We start from the raw sequence: 20,545 nt of genomic DNA, 5'->3' as shown, positions 1-20,545 counted from the left end.
AGAACTCATGAAACTGACGAAACGTGCCGAGCAGCCCCAGGCGGGCGAGCAGGGCAGCTTGCAAAGCAATGGGGCCGCTCGCGGTCAAGGGCTGACCCGTCGCGCCTTTATGGTCAACTCAGGTCTGGTGGCCGGTGGCGCCGTGGCGGCCGGCTGGCTGGCGCCGGCCATGATGCAGCGGGCCGAGGCCAAGAGCGTGGCGGCCGACGTGCCGGTCGAGGTGAAGCGCACCATCTGCTCCCACTGCTCGGTGGGCTGCGGCGTCTATGCCGAGGTGCAAAACGGCGTCTGGACCGGTCAGGAGCCGGCCTTCGATCACCCCTTCAACCTCGGCGGTCACTGCGCCAAGGGAGCTGCCCTGCGCGAGCACGGCCACGGCGAGCGTCGCCTCAAGTACCCGATGAAGCTGGTGGGCGGCAAGTGGCAGCGCCTGAGCTGGGTACAGGCCATCGAAGAGGTGGGCAATGAAGTGCTGCGCCTTCGCAAGGAGTCCGGCCCCGACAGCGTCTACTGGCTCGGCTCCGCCAAGCACTCCAACGAGCAGGCCTACCTGTTTCGCAAGATGGCGTCCCTGTGGGGCACCAACAACGTGGATCACCAAGCGCGCATCTGCCACTCCACCACGGTCGCCGGGGTCGCCAACACCTGGGGCTACGGCGCCATGACCAACAGCCTGAACGACATGCACAACAGCAAGTCGATCATGTTCATCGGCTCCAACCCGGCGGAGGCCCACCCGGTCGCCATGCAGCACATCCTGCTGGCGAAAGAGCGCAACGGCTGCAAGATCCTGGTGGTCGACCCGCGCCGCACCCGCACCGCCGCCAAGGCGGACATGTACCTCTCCCTGCGTCCGGGCACCGACGTCGCCTTTATCTGGGGCATGCTCTGGCACATCTTCAAGAACAGCTGGGAAGACAAAGAGTTCATCCGCACCCGCGTCTATGGCATGGACGAGGTGCAAAAAGAGGTGGCGCGCTGGACGCCGGCGGAAGTGGAGCGGGTGACCGGCCTCAACGAGCAGCAGGTCCATGGCGCTGCCAAGCTGCTGGCCGACAACCGCCCCGGCTGCGTGGTCTGGTGCATGGGCGGCACCCAGCACACCACAGGTAACAACAACACCCGCGCCTACTGCATCCTCGAACTGGCCCTCGGCAACGTGGGCAAGAGCGGGGCGGGCACCAACATCTTCCGTGGTCACGACAACGTGCAGGGTGCCACCGACTTTGGCGTCACCTCAGACTCTCTGCCCGGTTACTACGGGCTGGAAGAGGGCTCCTGGAAGCACTGGGCCCGGGTGTGGGATGTCGATTACGAGTGGATCAAGGCGCGTTTTGACAACAAGGCCTACAACGGCAAGCTGCCGATGAACAACAACGGCATCCCGGTCTCCCGCTGGGTGGACGGGGTGCTGGAGAACGCCGATCTCATCGAGCAGGGCTCCAACATCCGCGCCATGTTCTACTGGGGCCATGCGGTCAACTCCCAGACCCGCGGCCCCGAGATGAAGAAGGCGATGCAAAAGCTCGACATGATGGTGATTGTCGACCCGTATCCCACAGTCGCTGCCGTCATGAACGATCGTACTGACGGCGTCTACCTGCTGCCGGCCACCACCCAGTTCGAAACCTATGGTTCCGTCACCGCTACCAACCGCTCCATGCAGTGGCGCGACAAGGTGATAGAACCCCTGTTCGAATCCAAGGTCGACCACGAGATCATGTATCTGCTGAGCAAGAAGCTCGGCTTTGCCGATGAGCTGTTCAAGCACATCAAGGTGGAGAACAACGAGCCGCTCTTGGAAGACATCACCCGCGAGTACAACCGCGGCATGTGGAGCGTGGGCTACACCGGCCAGAGCCCGGAGCGGCTCAAGGCGCACCAGCAGAACTGGCACACCTTCCACAAGACCAACCTCAAGGCCGAGGGCGGCCCGGTCAGCGGCGAAGTGTACGGTCTGCCCTGGCCCTGCTGGGGCACTCCGGAGATGAAGCACCCCGGCAGCCATATCCTCTACGACACCAGCATTCCGGTCTCCGAAGGGGGCGGCGGTTTCCGCGCCCGCTTCGGCATCGAGTATCAGGGCGTCTCGCTGCTGGCCGAAGACTCCTGGCCGAAGGGAAGCGAAGTGGAAGACGGCTATCCCGAGATCACTGCCGACCTGCTGAAACAGCTCGGCTGGTGGGATGAGCTGACCGAAGCCGAGAAGAAAGAGGCCGAGGGCAAGAACTGGAAGACCGATCTCTCCGGCGGCATCCAGCGGGTGGCCATCAAACACGGCTTCGTGCCCTACGGCAACGCCAAGGCGCGCTGCGTGGTGTGGACCTTCCCGGATCAGGTGCCCAAGCACCGCGAGCCGCTCTACACCCCGCGCCGTGATCTCTTGGCCGACTACGCCACCTGGCCGGACGCCAAGAGCCTGTGGCGCCTGCCGACCCAGTACGCCTCGGTGCAGGAGAAGGATGTCAGCAAGGAGTTCCCGATCATCCTCACCTCCGGCCGTCTGGTGGAGTACGAGGGAGGCGGTGACGAGACCCGTTCCAACCCCTGGCTGGCCGAGCTGCAGCAGGAGATGTTCGTCGAGATGAACCCGGCGGATGCCAACGACGTCGGCGTGCGCGACGGTCAGGATGTGTGGGTGGAGGGGCCGGAAGGGGGCCGGGTCAAGGTGAAGGCGCTGGTGACCCCGCGGGTCAAACCTGGGCTCGCCTTTATGCCGTTCCACTTCGGCGGCCACTTCGAGGGCCAGGATCTGCGCGCCAAATATCCGGAAGGGTCAGACCCCTATGTGCTGGGGGAGTCGGTCAACATAGTCACCACCTATGGCTATGACCCGGTTACCCAGATGCAGGAGACCAAGGTCACCCTGTGCCGTTTTCGCCAAGTAGGAGCCTGATCTCATGGCCAGAATGAAATTCATGTGTGACACCAAGCGCTGCATCGAGTGCAACGGCTGTGTGACGGCGTGCAAGAACGAGAACGACGATGCCCTCGAGTGGGGCATCCAGCGCCGCCGGGTGGTGACCCTCAACGACGGTCTGCCGGGGGAGACCTCCATCTCGGTCGCCTGCATGCACTGCACCGACGCCCCCTGCATGGCGGTCTGCCCGGCCGACTGCTTCTATCACACCGACGACGGCATAGTGCTGCACAACAAGGATCTCTGCATCGGTTGCGGTTACTGCCTGTTTGCCTGCCCGTTCGGGGCGCCCCAGTTCCCGAAGACCGCCGCCTTCGGCGATCGGGGCAAGATGGACAAGTGCACCTTCTGTGCCGGCGGCCCGGAAGAGGATCACAGCGAGGCGGAGCGCCAGAAGTACGGAGCCAACCGCATCGCCGAGGGCAAGCTGCCCATGTGTGCCGAGCTCTGCTCCACCAAGGCGCTGCTGGCGGGGGATGCGCAGGTCATCTCCGACATCTTCCGCGAGCGGGTCGCCTATCGCGGCGCCAAGGAAGCGGGCTGGGGCAGCGGTGAAGAGCTGTTCCATGACGCCAGCAAGGCGGGCAAGGGAGGGGCGGCATGAAAACCTGGCTAATGGCCCTGTTTGCCGCCCTGCTGCTGGTGAGTACCGCCAGCTTCGCCGACGCCGAGAAAGAGGCGGTCGGCTTTGCCGGCGCCGACTACTGGCGGGCGGTGAAGGACGGGCAGGAGGGGGTGACCACCTCCCGCTCGCCGGAGCACGGGGTGCTCATCTCGGTGCCGGGCCAGCTCTGGTTCGAGGTGAAGACCAAGTGGGTGTCGCCGCTCGGTGCCATCGCCATCTTCGGCTCCTTGGCCATGTGCGGCCTGATGTACTGGGCGGTGGGGCCGACCAAGCTCTCCAAGCCGCGCACCGGGCGCAAGCTCAAGCGCTGGAGCCGGCTCGATCGGGCGCTGCACTGGACCACGGCGGGCATGTTCCTGACCCTGTCCGGGTCCGGGCTGGCCATCATCTACGGCAAGCACTTCATCAAGCTGGTGGTGAGCATCGGGGTGTGGGAGAACTGGATCTGGTTCGCCAAGGTGTTCCACAACTACGTGGGGCCGCTCTTCTTCCTCTGCCTGATGGGAGTGCTCATCAAGTGGTTTCGCCACAACATCGTCAACATGGTGGATGTGCAGTGGTTCATGAAGGCGGGCGGCATGCTGGGGCCCCACAAGGGGAGTCACCCCTCGGCGGGCTTCTCCAACGGCGGCGAGAAGGCGATCTTCTGGCTGCTGATCTGGTTTGGCGGCATCGTGGTGGCGACCGGGCTGTTTCTGGACTTTCCCATCTTCGGCCAGCTGCGCCGCCAGATGGAGTGGGCCAGTTTCATCCACATCGTCGGGGCCTTGATCCTCATCTGTGGCTTCATCTTCCATATCTACATGGGCCTGTTCCAGCTGGAAGGGGCGCTGGAGGGGATGATCAGCGGCGAGGTGGACGAGACCTGGGCCAAGGAGCACCACGACCTCTGGTATGAAGAGGTGAAGCACCAGCTCGACAAGCCTGACACGGGCAAGTCAGGCGGGCGCTGACCGCGACATCAGGATGAAAGAGAAGGGGCGCTGCGGCGCCCCTTTGTTGTGTCTGCCGCTCAGAGCGGCGGCTGCAGCGGCAGCCGGATGCGGTAGCAGAGCCCCTCGCCGGGCGGGCTGGTGACGGCGAGCTGACCGTGCAGGTTGTTCTCCACCAGGTTGTGGATGCGACAGGCGCTCAGCCCGCAGTGGCGGGGGTCGCCGCGCAGGGTGGTGAAGAAGGGCTCGAACAGGTGGGTCAGCTGCTCGGCCGCCATGCCGGGGCCGTTGTCCCGGTAGATCAGCAGCAGCTCGCTGCCGGCCCGCTCCACCTGCAGGGAGAGGCGGTGCTCCCCCGGCCCCTTGAAGGCGTGCTCCATGCTGTTCTTGATGAGCTCCTGCACCAGGTCGAGAAACAGCGACTCGGGGGCGGTCAGGGTGACCTCCTCGCCGCCCAGCTCGGCGTTGACCCTGGCGATGAGAAACTCGGGGGTGAAGGCCTGCAGCAGCTTGCGCAGGCTCTTCTGTACGGCAAAGGGGGTGGCGGGCAGCTCGGTCTGATCCCGGGTCAGCTCCTTGAAGCGGGTCACCAGCAGGGCGACCCGACGTAGGCTGGACTCCACCAGCTCGGTGCCCTCCTTGATGTCGGTGAGCTGCTGCTGGAGCAGGCGCTGCCCCAGCATGCCGTTTTGCACCGCGCTGGCCAGCAGATCGCCGGCGCCGTGAATGAGGCTGGAGGCGGTGATGCCGATGCCGATGGGGGTGTTGATCTCGTGGGCGATGCCGGCGGTGAGCTGAAACAGGCTCTGGTAGAGCTGCACCTTGGCCTGTTGGCGTCCCAGCTCCTTGAGTCGCAGCTGGTTTTGCACCCGGGCCAGCACCTCGAGCTGGTGGAACGGCTTGGAGACATAGTCGCAGCCGCCGGCCTGAAAGGCTTGTTCGAGCGCCCCGATCCCGCTGTTGGTACTGATGAAGAGCACCGGCAGGCACCACTGGCCCGGCAGCAGCTTGATGCGGCGGCACGCCTCGTAACCGTCCATCACCGGCATGTTGATGTCCATCAGCACCAGATCGGGGGGGAACTCGGTGGCGGCATCCACCGCCTGCAGGCCGTCGGTGGCCTCCCGCACCCGGTAACCCGCCTCTTCCAGCAGACTGCGCAAGATGTAGCGGTTGGATGCCATGTCATCGACGATCAGGATTTCACTCATCTGTTTGCTCTCTCCTGTCCCCGGGAACCTCTCCCTGCCGGTGGCCTGCTGTTGAGCATAGTTGGCCACTCTCTGTGGCGCGTGGCCGGTATGAGACCATCATCCACCTCGGTGCGGATTTTGGCCGCAGGGTATGCCCAAGCTCACAAAACTAAACAGGCAAACGTCATATGATTGATTTCATTATGAGTCTTGCTCTCCTGCCGAACGGCAATTTCACGTAAATCAAAGAGAATGACTATGGCTACCGGACAATATCTGCTGTGGAAAGATGCACAGGGACAAGATTTTCGCCCCGTTGCACTGACTGGCACCGATCTGCTCAACGATCGCAATCTCAACAAGGGCACCGCCTTTACCGAACAGGAGCGCGCCGACTTCGAGCTCGACGGCCTGTTGCCTCCCCAGGTGCAAACCTTCGAAGCCCAGCTGGATCGGGTCTATCAGGGCTTTCTGAGCGCCTGCAGCGACATCGAGAAGTATCAGAACCTGCGGGCATTGCAGGATCGCAACGAGACCCTGTTCTACGCCCTGCTGGCGCGCCACGTGGAGGAGATGACCCCCATCATCTATACCCCGACCGTGGGCAAGGCGTGTCAGGAGTTCAGCCACCGCTACCAGAAGGCGCGCGGCCTCTACATCACCCCGAAGAACGTCGATGACATGGGCTCCCTGGCCCGTCAGCTGGATGCCAAATCGGTGCGCATCATCGTCGTGACCGACAGCCAGGGGATCCTGGGGATCGGTGACCAGGGGGTGGGTGGCATGGGCATTCCCATTGGCAAGCTCTCCCTCTATACCCTGGCTGCCGGCATTCACCCCGCCTGCTGCCTGCCCATCGCGCTCGATGTGGGCACCGACAATCAGGCGCTGCTGGATGATCCCATGTACCTGGGTCAGCCCCACAAGCGCATTCGCGGCAAGGAGTACGACGACTTCATCGACAAGTTCGTGGCCGGGGTCAAGCGCCACTTCCCGAACGCAGTGCTGCAGTGGGAGGATTTCAGCAAGTCCAACGCCTTCAACAATCTCTCCCGCTATCAGCAGTCGCTGCCGTCCTTCAACGACGACATCCAGGGCACAGGTGCCGTGGTGCTGGCGGGCATCATAGGGGCGGTCAAGGTCAAGGGCGAGACCCTGGGCCAGCAGAACTACCTGGTCTATGGCGCCGGTGCCGGCGGGGTCGGGGTGGCGGATCAGATCTGCGCGGGCATGATCCGCGAAGGGCTGGATCCGCAGGCGGCCCGCGATCGCATCTACATCCTGGATACCCAGGGGCTGGTGTGTGACAACCGCGAGGGGCTCGACGAGTACAAGCGCCGCTACGCCAAGCCTGGCCTGCTGCTGGCCGGCTGGGACACCGAGGTGCCCGGCAAGGCCAACCTGACCGACGTGCTGCGTCACGTGCCGATCACTGTGCTGCTCGGCACCAGCGGCTCGGGCGGCGCCTTCAAGGAGGAGCACGTGCAGCTGATGCAAAAACACTGCGCGCGCCCCATGGTGTTCCCGCTCTCCAACCCGACCGCCAACTGCGAGGCGTTGCCGGACGACATCTATCGCTGGAGCAAGGGCAAGGCCATCGTCGCCACCGGCAGCCCGTTCAAGGATGTGCACTACGAGGGGCAGGAGTTCCGGGTCGGTCAGGGCAACAACGTCTTCATCTTCCCGGGGGTGGGTCTGGCGGCCATCGTCAGCCAGATCCGCGAGATCACGCCGGACATCTTCACCACCGCCGCCTTTGCGCTGGCGGAGTGCGTGAGCGAGGTGGACCTGGCCAAGGGGGCCGTCTATCCGCGCATTCGCGAGCTGCGCAACATCTCGGTGCACGTGGCGACGGCGGTGCTGAAAGACATAGTGCGGCGGGATCCTTCCCACCCGCTGATCGGTCAGGATCTGCAGCAGCACATCCTCAACCACATGTGGGAGCCGGTCTATCTGCCCTATCGCCGGGTATAGACTACTTACCGGTGTTATTGACTCATTGATAGTAGAGGGGGGACATTGCCCCCCTCTCTTTTTTGCAGATCTTTTGCCCTGGTAGCCAAGCTCGGCCGTCAAACAGTGAATCCGCATCATTGCAAGTTCAATCCCCTGCTTTTCCCTCACTCGGCGTATAAAACATAACCCTGTTGAACTGGCGATCAATAAACCAGGCAGAAAAACGATTGGCGTCGGCCATAAAAGTGCGTAAAATCGCTTCCTCGATGCTTGTAGCAACGAATCCCGCCTAAAAAGCCAGTTTCATGCCCTCCCCAAGCAGTAAGAGGCAACAAATGACGCCGAATGGCTCATTCAGTGCCTTGAAAAAGTCTTGTGATAACTGAAAAGTGTCAAATATCCCCGTCAGTTATCAAAAAATTAAGGACATCCATGTTTTCCTTAGTCAAGCAAAGTGTCGCCGGGCTGCAAATCCTGTTTGTCGCCTTCGGTGCCATGGTTCTGGTGCCCCTGCTCACCGGACTGAACCCCTCCATGGCCCTGCTTGGCGCCGGTGTGGGCACCCTGCTGTTCCAGCTCTGCACCCGCCGCCAGGTCCCGATTTTCCTCGGTTCCAGCTTTGCCTTCATCGCCCCCATCATTTACGCCACCCAGACCTGGGGCCTGCCCTCCACCATGTTCGGTCTGTTTGCCGCCGGTTTCATGTACTTCATCCTGGCCGCGCTCATTCGCGTGCGTGGGATGGGCTTCGTGCACAAGCTGCTGCCGCCGGTGGTGATTGGTCCGGTGATCATGGTGATCGGTCTGTCGGTCGCCCAGGTGGCCTGCAACATGGCGATGGGCCGCGCCGGCGGTGAGCAGGTCGTGCCAGCCTCGGTTGCGCTGACCCTGGCCGGCATCTCGCTGGCGGTGACCCTGATTGCGGCGGTGTTCTGCAAGGGCTGGATCAAGCTCATCCCCATCCTCTCCGGCGTCATCGCCGGTTATGTGGCCGCCGTGCTGATGGGTCAGGTGAGCTTCGATGGCATGGTGAACGCCCCCTGGTTGGCGCTGCCCCACTTCGTGACCCCCGAGATCAACTGGGCTGCGGCGCTGTTCATGCTGCCGGTGGCCATCGCCCCCTGTATCGAACACATCGGCGGCGTGCTGGCCATCGGTGGCGTGACGGGCAAGGATTACACCAAGAACCCGGGTCTGCACCGTACCCTGGCCGGTGACGGCATCGGCGTCTGCTTCGCCGGGTTCATCGGTGGCCCCCCCGTCACCACCTATGCCGAAGTGACCGGCGCCGTGATGATCACTCGCAACTTCAACCCGGTTACCATGACCTGGGCCGCGGTGTTCGCCATCATTCTGGCCTTCTTCGGCAAGTTCAACGCCCTGCTCACCTCCATCCCGATGCCGGTGATGGGCGGCATCATGCTGCTGCTGTTCGGATCCATCGCCGCCATCGGTCTCAAGACCCTGGTGGAGTCCAAGGTGGATCTGGGGCTGTCGCGCAACATCGCCATCGTGGCCGTGACCCTGACCGTGGGTGTCGGTGCGTTGGAGATGAAGATCGGTGACTTCGCCCTGGCTGGCGTGGGTCTGGCCTCGGTGGCCGCCATCCTGCTCAACCTCATCCTGCCCCAGCACTCCGAAGAGGGTGCCATGGAGAGCGCCAAGGATTAAATCCCTGCGTTGACTTGCATTGAGATGATGAAAATGAGGCCACCCCAGGGTGGCCTCTCTGTTTTGTCGGTGCGCCAGGCTTGGGCTAAGTGCTGAGAGCTCAGGGTGCCAGCGTCAATACCCGCACCCACATGGCCCCTTCGCCCACTGGCTGACGTGCCTGCAGGGTCAGGGCGCCGCTGGCCGGATCGATGCGGTGCAGCGCCAGCTGGTGGGAGGCCTGCCCTGCCGCCAGCAGCCAGCGGCCCTGCCCGTCGATGGCAAAGCCGCGCGGCATGGTTTCGGTGGGGAAGTGGCCGACCACCCCGAGTTCGCCATCCGGCGCAATGGCGAACTGGGTCAGCAGGCTGCTGGCCCGCTCGCTGCTGTAGAGAAAGCGCCCATCCGGCGTCACGTGCAGATCCGCGCCCCAGTACTCCCCCTGATAACCGGCGGGCAGCATCTCCAGGCTCTGGCACAGTGTGATGTCGCCGTCGGCGCTGCGCCGGTAGCGGTTGATGGTGCAGTCGAGCTCGTTCAGGCAATAGAGGTCGCCATTGCTTGGATGCAGCGCCAGATGGCGCGGGCCGGCGCCGCTGGCAGTCTGCAGATCCCCCCGTGGATGGGGGCGCAGCCGACCCTCCCGGCAGAGCACAAAGCGGCGGATACGGTCCTCCTTGAGGCAGGCGACCAGCACCTCCTGCTCGCCCTGGCCATCGGCGGCCAGCAGGGTGACCGAGTGGGCGGCCTGCAAGCCGTCGAGCTGCTGGTGGGGCGACTCTGCCCGACCGGCGCTTCCGATGGCGGAGACGGTGACATGATTGAAGGCATAGGAGGCCGCCAGCAGGAAGCGGCCGTCGGCCGAGATGGCGGTGTGGGAGGCGCTGCCCGCCAGCGGCGCCGAGCTCGGCTCGCTGAGCCGGCCATCCACGTCAATCCGGTAGCTGATGAGCGCAAAATCGGGCCGCACGGCGGCATGGAGCCAGTGCCTGTCCGGGCTGATCACCAGCGGCTGGACCTGGCCCGGGGTGTCGACCACCTGCAATGGCGCGAGCTCTCCGCTCCCGGCCAGGGCGAACACGTGGATCTGCTGGCTGGCGGGGCTCGCCACATAAACGACCTGCTGCATCTGCTCTCTACTCCTTGTCATGGGCAACGGCGGTCATCTTATCCTCTTTCGGGCCCGTTCTGGCCTACTCTTTTGCCCGCCCCGGGCAGACCACCTGACGGGCCTTGAGGTGGTAGAGCTCCACCTGCGGGTGGCTGAAGAAGCCCACTTCCCACGGATTCTTCTGCACGAAGGCGGCGCGGATGGGCTCGAACAGCGGATGATCCTGCGGGATCTGGTAGGCATCGGCGGCGATGATGGTGTAGTTCCACTCGATGGCGCGGGTGTAGGTGAACACCGCCCGCGAGTCGATGGCGAAGTGGCAGCGGCCGTCGCGCTTGAGCAGCTGCGACTTGAAGGTCTCGGGGAAGGTGATGAAGAAGATGTCGTCCTCATCGGAGGAGAGAAACGCCAGCACAGTGGTGTGTGGCTGGGACTGGGCCCGGGTCACCAGTACCCCGATCTTGTTCTCCACTTCGCGCAGGTCAGGCACCGGCAGGCCGGTGAGCGGGGTGACCGGCAGCTCGCGAGCGGAGCGTTCATCGGCCGGATGCTGATAGTCCGGCCGGGCGAAGCCATAGACCACCCGGTTGCCGTACCAGAGCTCGAACTGCAGCGGGGTGACCTGCACCTTGTCCGGGGCGGTGCGTGTTATCACCCCCTTGTAGGAGACGCGGTAGACGCTCAAGGAGGCATCGTACTCGTCGACCCCGGTGCGGTTGTCCAGATGCAGGGTGATTTTTTCTCCCACCGCCAGCTGGTGCCCCTTGGGAAAGTTCAGCAGCAGCTCGTCGCCGGCCTGGATCTCGACCCCGCAGATGTAGACGCCGGTCTCCTTGCTGGCGGGGTCGACATAGGTGGCGGCCACCCCGAGCAGGGGAGAGCCGAGAAAAGAGAGCAGAGAGGGTTGGGAACTCATTGGCGCACCTTGGCAAATGTGGGGGTTGGCCCCTCAGTGTATCGCGGCCGGCCCGGATTGGCAGACCCCCTCACTGGGGGAGGTAAGCGCTTCAGGCTAGCGGCAAACGGCGTCCCATTCTGGCCGGCACGTCACAAAACCAGCGTGGGCGGCCGGCCGCCGACCATAAAAAAGGCCCCTTGCGGGGCCTTCGAGTGGCATGGCGTGCTGCCTTAGCCGGGCTGGGCACCCGGCAGTGCGGGAGGCTGGGCGGAGTCGGACTCCACCTTCTGCTCTTCGCCCTTCATGTTCTTGATGTAGACGTCCATCTGGTTGAACGCGATCTCGATGCCGTTGGCCTTGAACAGGGCGTCGATCTTGCGGTTCAGCTCGTCCACCGCCGGGTTGCGATCGCCGAGCTCGCTCACGAAGAAGCGCAGCTCGTGATCCAGGGTGCTGGGGCCGAAGGTGAGGAAGTAGACGATGGGGGCCGGGTCTTTCAAGACGCGGCTGTTGTCGTCCGCCGCCTGTTTCAGCAGGGTACGGGTCAGCTCCAGATCCGAACCGTAGGCCACCCCCACCCGCACGATGACCCGGGTGACGGTGTCGCTCAGCGACCAGTTGATCAGCCGCTCGGTCATCAGCACCTTGTTGGGGATGATCACCTCCTTGCGATCGAAGTCGGTGATGGTGGTGGCGCGGATGCGGATCTTGGAGACGGTGCCGGAGAAGGTACCGATGGTGACGGTGTCACCGATCCGCACCGGACGCTCGAACAGGATGATGATGCCGGAGACGAAGTTGCCGACCACCTCCTGCAGACCGAAACCGATACCGACCGTCAGACCGGCGGCGAGCCACTGCAGCTTGTCCCACTGCATGCCCATCAGGGAGAGGGCGGTGAGGGTACCGACCCCGATCAGCACGTAGTTGAGCATGGTGGTGATGGCGTAGGCCGTGCCCTGGGCCAGGCGCAGCTTGGAGAGCACCAGCACCTCCAGCAGACCCGGCAGGTTGCGGGCCAGCGACCAGGCCGCCCCCAGCATGAAGATGGCGGTCAGCACATCGCTCAGGCTGACGGGGTAGAGCACCGCATTGGCGCCGGAGCCCACGCTCTTGTGCCACAGCACCATGCTGTCGAGGTAGGAGAAGACCGCCACCAGATCGGACCAGAGCCAGTAGAAGGCCACGCCGAACACCAGCAGCAGCACGGTGCGGGTCAGGCGCAGGGACTGCTGGCTGACATCCTCCAGATCCATGGGCTGCTCTTCGATGGATTCACCCCCTTCCGCATCTTCCGAGGACTTGTGCTCGCGCTTGGCCACCGCACGGCGATAGGCCAGACGACGGGCCGCCAGCTCGAGGCCGCGCAGGGCAGTGCGGTAGACCAGGCTCCAGATGATGATGAGGTAGAAGGATTCGATCAGCCGGCCGGTCAGCTTGAGGGCGGTGTAGTAGTAGCCCAGCCCGACCAGCACCATCAGCGCTACCGGTGCCAGCGCCAGGGCGATGGCGGTGATGGACTGCTGCATGCTCGCCTCGCCCTTGATGCGGGCGCGGGAGATGGGGAACACCAGGTAGGCGGCCAGCCCCAGCAGGGCCAGGGTCAGCGCCTGCCCCACCACGTCGTTGCCCAGCGACGATGGTTCTACCACCGCCTTGGTCGACAACATGATGAGCGGCAGCAAGGGCACCCACAGGTAGCGCATGCTGGTGCGCTTGGCCTGCAGCTCGGCTCTGGCAATGCGGAAATGGGTCTCGGCAATGCCGCCCGGCCGCATCACCGTCAGATAGACGCTGAACACCAGGTAACCGAGTGCCAGATTGAGGGTGATCTGGAAAATGAGCTTGGAGCTGAGCAGACCGCAGTCAGTCAGCAGCAGGCCGGCAGCCAGGATGAACAGGCTGCCCGGCAGGCGCTGCAGCACGGTAAACAGCAGGGCGCGCGGGGTGTGCCACTGGCTGTCCTGGCGAAAACGCCCCAGATCCTTGGTGATCTTCTTCTGCCGCTCCACCAGCGCCGGGCGCTTCCAGATCAGCAGACCGCCCACCAGCAGCAGCGGCAGGGCCAGCAGGGTGATCGGCAACAAGGTTTCACCCCAGCCGCTCCAGTCCGGTTTCAGCACCCAGTCGGAGGCCTGCTTGTAGGCCTGGGCCGGCCAGCTGATGAACCACTTGCCGTCGATGGGCTTGTTGCTGCTCACCCAGAAGATGTGCTGCTGCAGGGTAAATTCGATGGAGGAGTAGATCCGCGCCAGCTGCTGCTGGGTCAGCTGCAGGCTGATGGCGTTGGTCAGCTGGGCATCCAGCTGGCGGTTGAGCTGGTCGAGCAGGCTGATGCGGGTGTCGAGCAGCTTGGAGAGGCTGGCTCTGTCCTCCTCGCTCACCGGCTCGCTGCTGTTGGCGATCAGGTTGTCCAGATACTGGGTCTTCTGGAACAGCTGGTCGCGCTGCTGGCTCAGCTCGAACTGGGCCAGGTGCAGGTCGGCGATCTGCTCTTCCAGGTTCTTCACCAGCGTGGAGGGCGACGACTCCAGCTGTTGATAGAGCTGGTAGAGAATGCGTGACAGCAGCAGGTTGCCCTTGAGCATCTGCACCTGTTCGTTGAGGTTGCGCTCGGTCTGGGTGCCGCGCTCCAGCCAGCTCTTGGCCTGCAGGTTCTTCTGTACCAGCGAGTTGAGGTTGGTGGTGGCGCTGACCAGTTGCTGGCTGAGCTGATGGTTGAGCTCCTGCTCTTTTTGTACCAGCGGATTGTCATCCGCGGCGACCAGCTCGCCGGTCTGTTCGGCGGTCTTTTCGGTGTCACCGAGGCGCTTGGCACTGCTCTGCTCTTGCAGTAGTTGCAGTTTCTGCTCTTCGCTCGCGAGGCGGGCGCTCTGGTAATCGCGCTGCTTGACCGCCAGATCCTGCATGCTGGTGCGGTTGTCCAGCTGCTGTTGCAGGTTGGCCAGTTGCAGCTCCTGGAGGGCCAGCTCGGCGCCCAGCTTCATTTTCTCGGCACCGCTCACCCCGTCACCGGCATTGAGGCGGGTACGGATCTCCTGGCTGCGCTGATAGGCGCGGCTCATCAGGGCCTGGGCCCGCTCCGGCAGGGTTTGCAGGCTGGTGATCTGGCTGCCGATGGTGCCGAGGGCTTCCTGGGCATCCTGCATGTTGGCCATGACGTCGGGCTGGCGACTCTCCAGCTCGCTCAGGCTCATGCTGGCGTATTCACTCTTGATCTGCTCGGCACTCTTGTTCTGGGTCAGGGCATCGAGCTTGGCGCTGATGTCCCTGAGCTCGGCCGGCAGGGAGCGGATACGCTCGCTCTGGCTCTTGGCCTTGCTCTTCTCCTTCTCGATGCTGTCGAGCAGGGTGAGGGTGTCGGTCAGGAATTTCTGGTCGGCCTGCTGGCTGACGGTGAGGGTATCAGACTTGCCAAGGGCATCGAGCGCCCGCTGCACACTGGCACGTGAGGGCACATCCTGCGCCATGGCTTGCGGGGCGCAGAGGCTGACGAGTAAGCAGAGCAGCGGCAACAGGGTCGCCGAGGCTCTTTTGAAACGTGTTGAGAGCATAAAACTTCCGGGTTATTACGCGATATTTGGGAGATTTCCCACTTGGATTAAATCCGCGTGGATTCTAACACCGGGCAGGAATGGGCAGCAGGGGGGCAGATAAAAAAAACGGCGCCCGCAGGCGCCGTTTTCAGCTTGTTCAGTTCCGATTAAAGAACGTGAACAGAAGCGGTGTTGGTGGTGCCGCTCGGTACCAGGGCACCGGAGACCATGACAACCACGTCACCCTTCAGACCCATGCCGCTGGCCAGCGCCGCTTCTTTACCGATGCGATAGAAATCGTCGGTGGAGGCGATGCTGTCAACCACGTGAGCAACCACACCCTTGGTCAGTACCAGCTGGGCAGCGGTCTTCTTGTTGGTGGTGATGGCCAGGATCCAGGCTTTCGGGAAGTACTTGCGGATGGCCTTGGCAGACTTGCCGCCTTCGGTGGCAACCACGATCAGCGGGGCGTCCAGCTTCTCGGAGGTCTCTACCGCGCCTTTGCAGACTGCTTCGGTGATGCGCAGCTTGTTGCTGTCGTTGGCAGCAGACAGGTTGGACGGCATCACGGCATCGGTACGCTCGCAGATAGTGGCCATGATGGTCACGGCTTCCAGCGGGTATTTGCCCTTGGCGGACTCACCGGACAGCATCACTGCGTCGGTACCGTCCAGGATGGCGTTGGCCACGTCGCCGGCTTCGGCGCGGGTCGGACGCGGGTTCTTGATCATGGAGTCCAGCATCTGGGTGGCGGTGATGACCACTTTGCGGGCTTTGTTGCACTTCTCGATGATCATCTTCTGGGCGAAGATAACTTCTTCAACCGGGATTTCGACACCCATGTCGCCACGAGCAACCATGATGCCGTCGGAAACAGCCAGGATCTCGTCGAAGTTGTCCAGGCCTTCCTGGTTTTCGATCTTGGAGATGATCTGGATGTTCTCGCCACCGTGGGCTTTCAGGTGCTCACGGATTTCCAGCACGTCTTCTTTCTTGCGAATGAAGGAGGCGGCAACGAAATCAACGCCTTGCTCGCAACCGAAGATCAGGTCGCGCTTGTCTTTCTCGGCCAGGGCCGGCAGCTTGATGGAGACGCCCGGCAGGTTGATGCCCTTGTTCTCGCCCAGATCGCCGTTGTTCAGTACTTTACAGATGACTTCGCGCTCGGTGAGCTCGATGACGTCCAGACCGATCAGGCCATCGTCAACCAGGATGCGGTTGCCGACGCGCAGGTCGTTGGCGAAACCGGCATAGGTCACGGCTACTTTGTCTTTGTTGCCAACCACGGTCTGGTCGGTGGTGAAGGTGAAGGTCTGGCCAGCGACCAGGGCAACGTCGTTGCCGCCTTCCAGCTTGATGGTACGGATTTCCGGACCCTTGGTGTCCAGCAGAATGGCTGCGTGCTTGCCGGTTTCGGCCATGACAGCGCGCAGGTTGCTGATGCGACCACCGTGCTCGGCGTAGTCGCCGTGGGAGAAGTTCAGGCGCATGACGTTCATGCCGGCGTCCAGCATCTTGGCCAGCATTTCTTTGGATTCGGTCTTGGGACCGATGGTGCAGACGATTTTGGTCTTTTTCATGTCAGTCTTCATGGTTAAGGAGTTTCCGCCGTGCAATATACACCAGTTTTTGGATACTTTTTATGATCCAGAAACAACGTTTTGACCAGATAACGTTTTCTTTTCAGGGATAACGTTTTCCTCTTGGCTACTTTTTAGGGCATAAATTAACTGGTCCGCGCAGATTTGGCATAAATGTCGCCATATGTATCTCGGCGCCGGCCCGCCTCGTCAGATGTTGTAAAATGACGATCCCATCCCGTCATCAAGCCGTCATCGGTCCTCGACAAGAATAGACACTCTGCTGCCACCGTAGTGCCGCAAAGAGTGCTGCAAGATGGCCCCTTATCTGTTGCTGTTGTCCGTTGCCCTGCTGGGCGTGCAGGCGCTGCCCGCCAGCTGCTGGCCGGTGGATCCCGCTCCCCGCGATGGCGTGCTGCGCGCGTTCGAGCGCCTTGAAATGCACCAGGCCCAGGCCGCCACGGCCCGCGCACAGCAAGGCTTGCCGCACCCCAGTACCCCGCTTGACGGGATACATCGACAGTCCTGAGTGGCAGACGCAGAGACGAAAGAGGGAGGCCTGGCCTCCCTCTTGTTTTAGGTGCGTCACCTCGCCTTGGCGGCTCAGTTTATCTTGCCCATCTCGATGGCGAAGCTGGTGGCCAGCTGGGCGAACTTGAGGGCGTGGGCAGCCGAGGGGTCAGAGTTTTGCAAGGTGTCCTGGGCGGTGTGGATGTTGGGGTTGTAGTCGTTGAAGCGCGACTCGAACGGCATGGCGGCCGGGTAGCCCTGATTATGCCAGGAGGCGTGATCCGAGCAGCCGTAACCGCAGCTGTCATAGCCGTAGCGGATCTGGGGCAGATAGGCGTCGAGCAGCTGGGCCAGATAGCCGGTCAGCCCCTTGTCGGTGTAGTCGGTCATGAAGACGATATCTTCCGCCGACCCCTGGTAGTTGGTCATGTCCAGCTGCAGCGCCGCCAGCACCTTGGTATTGGCCGCCTTGTAGCGGGTGGCGATGTCCTTGGAGCCGCGCAGCCCCACCTCTTCCGCCGCATAGCCGATGAACTGCAGGGTGCGCTCCGGCTGGCGGCCCTGCTCGGCGATGACCCGCAGCACCTCGGTCAGGGTAGCGATGCCGGAGGCATCGTCATCGGCGCCGGGGGCCAGGGTACGGCTGTTGGGGGCCGAGCCCGCGGTGGAGTCGAGGTGACCGCCGAGCACCACCACTTCGTCCGGGTAGCGGCTGCCCTTGAGGGTCAGCACCACGGATTGTTGCGGATAGCCGCTGTGCTTGACCCGGCTGACGCTGGCCCAGGGCAGGGTGGCGCTCAGGGTCTGCCACTGGCCGGCCACCCAGTCCGCCGACTGCACCCCTGTGGTGGTGGTGTAGTAGCGGTTGCGCCAGCTGGCGAGCTGGCTGATGGTGCCGACTATGTTGCCCTGATCCAGATAGGGCAGCAGCCGGTTGACACTGGCCCCCTGGGTCAGCGGCGGGGCGCTGAACAGGTTCTGGCTGATGGGCTGGGCCATGCTCTGCAGGGCGTCGGCCAGGGTGCTGTGCACCACATAGCCGCCGCAGCGCTGGTGCCCTTCGTGCATCAGGTGGGAGAGGGTGCCGAGCTCGCTCGCCTCGACCTGGGCCAGCTGGACCGGGGCGCCGCTGGCGCTGAACAGGGGGGCCAGCTTGGCCTTGACCTGCTTGAGTTCGACGCCGCTGTCGGCACCGACCGTGATCCAGACGGGTTCGGCGGCCTGTACGGCGAGGGGTAGCAGGGGAAGCAAGAGGGCGGTCAACAAGGGTTTCATAGCGGATCCTTCCAGAGTGAGTTGCAGGCATGTGTGCCAAGTGGGTGTCATAAGACGACTGGCCCAGTCTAGCCAAAGGGAGAAAACGGCGAATTTGCCCATCTGGCGCGACCCTACCCCCGTCCGGTGGGGGCCGCTGCAGGATCTGCTGTCTACTGCGCCCCGCTGGGGGTAACCGCTGGTGCTTTGTGCTGGCGAGGGGAAGCTGCGCAGCGTGCCCGCCGCAGAGGCGGCGCGCAGCCCTGACCTGGGGGGCTGACAAAGGGAGTCAAATTGTGCCATGTCGGCGCGAGACGCTGGTGGGCATGGGTGGGGAGGGGCCTGGGTACCCAGAAGAGCAGGTGGACAAAGAGGCATAAAAAAGAGGGGCCAAGGCCCCTCTGGTTCACTGGATGGCGGTTTATGCGGTGGCCTGGGCCAGCATGCCGAGGGCTATCTCCCGCTCGCCCATGATCACCTTGTCCGCCCCCTGCTTGGTGAGGAAGCTCACCTCGTCGTCGCTGTGAGCGCGGGCGATCACCCTGATCGCCGGGTTGATGAGCTTGGCCTGGGCGATGGCCTCGCCGGCCTCGAAGCTGTTGGGGATGGCCACCAGCAGCCAGCTGGCGTCGGTGATGGCGGCGCGGCACAGCACCTCGTCATCGGCCACGTTGCCGTTGACGTGGGGAATGTCGGCCTGGCGCAGGCTCTCCAGCCGGTGCGGATCCTGCTCGATCACCACCAGCTCGCGCCCGGCCTGCTGCAGGCCGTTCACCAGCAGGCGGCCGACCCGGCCATAGCCCACCAGTATGGTGTGGGCCTTCATCTCCACCGCCGGGCACTTGCACTCGGCCAGCACCTTGGCGTTGTCGGCGTCCGGGTGTTTCTCCAGGTAGCGCTCGACGGCGTTGAACACCAGCGGGTTGAGCATGATGGAGAGGCTGGCCCCCACCAAGATCAGGTCACGGGCCCCTTCCGGCACCAGCTTGAGCACGATGGCCAGCCCGATGAGGATGAAGGAGAACTCGCCGATCTGGGCCAGACTGGCGGAGATGGTGAGGGCGGTGCGCCGGCTGTAGCGGAACAGTCGCACGATGGCGTAGGCCGCCGCCGATTTGCCGAACATGATGATGAACAGGGTGGCCAGCACCGCCAGCGGCTCGGTCAGCAGCACCGCCGGGTTGAACAGCATGCCCACCGAGACGAAGAACAGCACGGCGAAGGCGTCCTGCAGCGGCAGGGTGTTGTTGGCGGCGCGGTGGCTCAGCTCGGAGCGGTTCATGACGATGCCGGTGAAGAAGGCGCCGAGGGCGAAGGAGACGCCAAACAGCTTGACCGCGCCAAAGGCGATGCCGAGCGAGCAGGTCAGCACCGCCAGGGTGAACAGCTCGCGCGAGCCGGTGCTGGCGGTGTGGGCCAGCAGCCAGGGAATGAAGCGGCTGCCCACCACCATCATCAGCGCCACGAACAGGCTCACCTTGCCGAGGGTCCAGCCCAGATCCAGCGCTATGCTCTGCCAGCTCAGGGTCTGCTCGCCGAACTGAATGTCGGCGATGATCGGCAGCATCACCAGCGCCAGCACCATCACCAGATCCTCGACGATGAGCCAGCCGATGGCGATGCGTCCCTGCAGGGTTTCCAGATTCTGGCGGCTCTCCAGCGCCCGCAGCAGCACCACGGTACTGGCGGTGGAGAGGGCGAGGCCGAACATCAGGCCGGCGACCGGATCCCAGCCCAGCAGGGAGGAGAGCCCCATGCCGAGCAGGGTGGCGACCGCGATCTGGGCAATGGCGCCAGGGATGGCGATCCGTTTCACCGACATCAGATCGCGGAAGGAGAAGTGCAGCCCCACCCCGAACATCAGCAGGATCACCCCCAGCTCCGCCAGCTCGGGCACCAGCTTCATGTCGGCCACATAACCCGGGGTGAAGGGGCCCGAGATGACGCCAGCCGCCAGATAACCCACCATGGGGGAGATCTTGAGGCGCTGGGCAAACATGCCGAGGATGTAGGCCAGCACGAAGCCGCCGACCAGAGTGGTAATCAGGGGAAGGGAGTGGTCCATGTCGTCACCTCGCTAATGGCAGTCAGGGGGCTACCAGATCACCGCGCGGGCGAAGAGGGCAGCTGTCAATGAGCAGGGGGCGAAAGAGACAGATGCTGGCCGCATGCACAGAGGGTGTGTCTGGGGGACAACAGTTGCCGTTTCTGTTGAAAAATAATACGTTTTTGGTAGAAAAACAATATTTATCCACATTTAAGACTTAATTTGCGATTAAAACTGTATAAGTGGCTGTTTTGAGGTGAAAGCGCGCTTCTCTGGCGGTCAGGCTGGCAACAGTAATCAATCGGTGATGGTTTTTCTGGTCGCAGCTGGAGG

Annotated in this window: 13 protein-coding genes; 6 read left to right on the top strand and 7 right to left on the bottom strand. The window is 63.3% G+C overall.

From position 1 onward, the window contains the following. Window positions 1-7: 7 nt before the first annotated feature. From QLG02_RS01840 to QLG02_RS01830, 3 genes are read left to right on the top strand one after another with little or no spacing between them, the layout of a single operon-like run. Window positions 8-2,896 carry a formate dehydrogenase subunit alpha gene (locus tag QLG02_RS01840; protein WP_282464360.1) on the top strand — a complete coding sequence of 963 codons (2,889 nt, stop codon included), beginning with the start codon at window positions 8-10 and terminating at the stop codon, window positions 2,894-2,896. 4 nt (window positions 2,897-2,900) lie between these two features. Beyond that, window positions 2,901-3,524 (top strand): formate dehydrogenase FDH3 subunit beta, encoded by a 624-nt coding sequence (gene fdh3B / locus QLG02_RS01835; RefSeq protein WP_042865547.1) that lies wholly within the window; start codon window positions 2,901-2,903, stop codon window positions 3,522-3,524. After that, window positions 3,521-4,498, top strand: coding sequence for a formate dehydrogenase subunit gamma (locus QLG02_RS01830; protein ID WP_282464359.1), 978 nt, complete (start codon window positions 3,521-3,523; stop codon window positions 4,496-4,498). Before fdh3B ends, QLG02_RS01830 begins: the two co-directional genes overlap by 4 nt. Window positions 4,499-4,557: 59 nt before the next feature. On the opposite strand, the gene QLG02_RS01825 is transcribed toward QLG02_RS01830, so the two are convergent. Continuing rightward, complete coding sequence (locus QLG02_RS01825; protein WP_282464358.1) at window positions 4,558-5,688, bottom strand: hybrid sensor histidine kinase/response regulator; 1,131 nt, start codon at window positions 5,686-5,688, stop codon at window positions 4,558-4,560. A 240-nt stretch (window positions 5,689-5,928) separates the two neighbouring features. Between QLG02_RS01825 and QLG02_RS01820 the strand changes: the two genes are divergently transcribed. Together QLG02_RS01820 and QLG02_RS01815 are read left to right on the top strand one after the other, a co-directional pair. Then, the gene (locus QLG02_RS01820) at window positions 5,929-7,644 is read left to right on the top strand and encodes an NAD-dependent malic enzyme (protein WP_011706852.1); all 1,716 of its coding nucleotides are present in this window, start codon (window positions 5,929-5,931) and stop codon (window positions 7,642-7,644) included. A 414-nt stretch (window positions 7,645-8,058) separates the two neighbouring features. Then, window positions 8,059-9,297 carry a uracil-xanthine permease family protein gene (locus tag QLG02_RS01815; RefSeq protein ID WP_016351527.1) on the top strand — a complete coding sequence of 413 codons (1,239 nt, stop codon included), beginning with the start codon at window positions 8,059-8,061 and terminating at the stop codon, window positions 9,295-9,297. A 100-nt stretch (window positions 9,298-9,397) separates the two neighbouring features. On the opposite strand, the gene QLG02_RS01810 is transcribed toward QLG02_RS01815, so the two are convergent. From QLG02_RS01810 to pykF, 4 genes are all read right to left on the bottom strand, one after another. Beyond that, entirely contained in the window at window positions 9,398-10,405 is a 1,008-nt protein-coding gene (locus QLG02_RS01810) for a beta-propeller fold lactonase family protein (protein WP_282464357.1), read from the bottom strand. Window positions 10,406-10,469: 64 nt separating this feature from the next. Further along, entirely contained in the window at window positions 10,470-11,303 is an 834-nt protein-coding gene (locus QLG02_RS01805; protein WP_269383048.1) for a hypothetical protein, read from the bottom strand. Between the two features lie 212 nt (window positions 11,304-11,515). After that, on the bottom strand, window positions 11,516-14,839 hold the full coding sequence (gene mscK, locus QLG02_RS01800) for a mechanosensitive channel MscK (protein ID WP_282464356.1): 3,324 nt from the start codon (window positions 14,837-14,839) through the stop codon (window positions 11,516-11,518). 149 nt (window positions 14,840-14,988) lie between these two features. Continuing rightward, window positions 14,989-16,401, bottom strand: coding sequence for a pyruvate kinase PykF (gene pykF / locus QLG02_RS01795; protein WP_282464355.1), 1,413 nt, complete (start codon window positions 16,399-16,401; stop codon window positions 14,989-14,991). Window positions 16,402-16,717: 316 nt separating this feature from the next. Between pykF and QLG02_RS01790 the strand changes: the two genes are divergently transcribed. Further along, window positions 16,718-16,930: a hypothetical protein gene (locus QLG02_RS01790; protein WP_282464354.1), complete on the top strand. Its 213-nt coding sequence runs from the start codon at window positions 16,718-16,720 to the stop codon at window positions 16,928-16,930. 74 nt (window positions 16,931-17,004) lie between these two features. Here QLG02_RS01790 and QLG02_RS01785 read toward each other — a convergent pair whose 3' ends face one another. Next, complete coding sequence (locus QLG02_RS01785) at window positions 17,005-18,186, bottom strand: M28 family metallopeptidase (RefSeq protein ID WP_024944172.1); 1,182 nt, start codon at window positions 18,184-18,186, stop codon at window positions 17,005-17,007. A 400-nt stretch (window positions 18,187-18,586) separates the two neighbouring features. Continuing rightward, window positions 18,587-20,230: a YbaL family putative K(+) efflux transporter gene (gene ybaL / locus QLG02_RS01780; RefSeq protein ID WP_024944173.1), complete on the bottom strand. Its 1,644-nt coding sequence runs from the start codon at window positions 20,228-20,230 to the stop codon at window positions 18,587-18,589. Window positions 20,231-20,545 lie beyond the last annotated feature (315 nt).

It is taken from the genome of Aeromonas sp. V90_14 (assembly GCF_029967615.1).
GTDB lineage: Bacteria > Pseudomonadota > Gammaproteobacteria > Enterobacterales > Aeromonadaceae > Aeromonas > Aeromonas hydrophila.
The sequence above is the reverse complement of the archived record's forward strand: the minus strand, read 5'-3'. Positions and strand labels throughout refer to the sequence as shown.

Coding starts and splice junctions, on each gene's coding strand:
- QLG02_RS01810 (WP_282464357.1), bottom strand. CDS start 10,405: ATGCAGCAGGTCGTTTATGTGGCGAGCCCCGCCAGCCAGCAGATCCAC.
- QLG02_RS01805 (WP_269383048.1), bottom strand. CDS start 11,303: ATGAGTTCCCAACCCTCTCTGCTCTCTTTTCTCGGCTCTCCCCTGCTC.
- QLG02_RS01815 (WP_016351527.1), top strand. CDS start 8,059: ATGTTTTCCTTAGTCAAGCAAAGTGTCGCCGGGCTGCAAATCCTGTTT.
- QLG02_RS01790 (WP_282464354.1), top strand. CDS start 16,718: ATGGCCCCTTATCTGTTGCTGTTGTCCGTTGCCCTGCTGGGCGTGCAG.
- QLG02_RS01825 (WP_282464358.1), bottom strand. CDS start 5,688: ATGAGTGAAATCCTGATCGTCGATGACATGGCATCCAACCGCTACATC.
- QLG02_RS01820 (WP_011706852.1), top strand. CDS start 5,929: ATGGCTACCGGACAATATCTGCTGTGGAAAGATGCACAGGGACAAGAT.
- QLG02_RS01785 (WP_024944172.1), bottom strand. CDS start 18,186: ATGAAACCCTTGTTGACCGCCCTCTTGCTTCCCCTGCTACCCCTCGCC.
- QLG02_RS01830 (WP_282464359.1), top strand. CDS start 3,521: ATGAAAACCTGGCTAATGGCCCTGTTTGCCGCCCTGCTGCTGGTGAGT.
- ybaL (WP_024944173.1), bottom strand. CDS start 20,230: ATGGACCACTCCCTTCCCCTGATTACCACTCTGGTCGGCGGCTTCGTG.
- pykF (WP_282464355.1), bottom strand. CDS start 16,401: ATGAAAAAGACCAAAATCGTCTGCACCATCGGTCCCAAGACCGAATCC.
- fdh3B (WP_042865547.1), top strand. CDS start 2,901: ATGGCCAGAATGAAATTCATGTGTGACACCAAGCGCTGCATCGAGTGC.
- QLG02_RS01840 (WP_282464360.1), top strand. CDS start 8: ATGAAACTGACGAAACGTGCCGAGCAGCCCCAGGCGGGCGAGCAGGGC.
- mscK (WP_282464356.1), bottom strand. CDS start 14,839: ATGCTCTCAACACGTTTCAAAAGAGCCTCGGCGACCCTGTTGCCGCTG.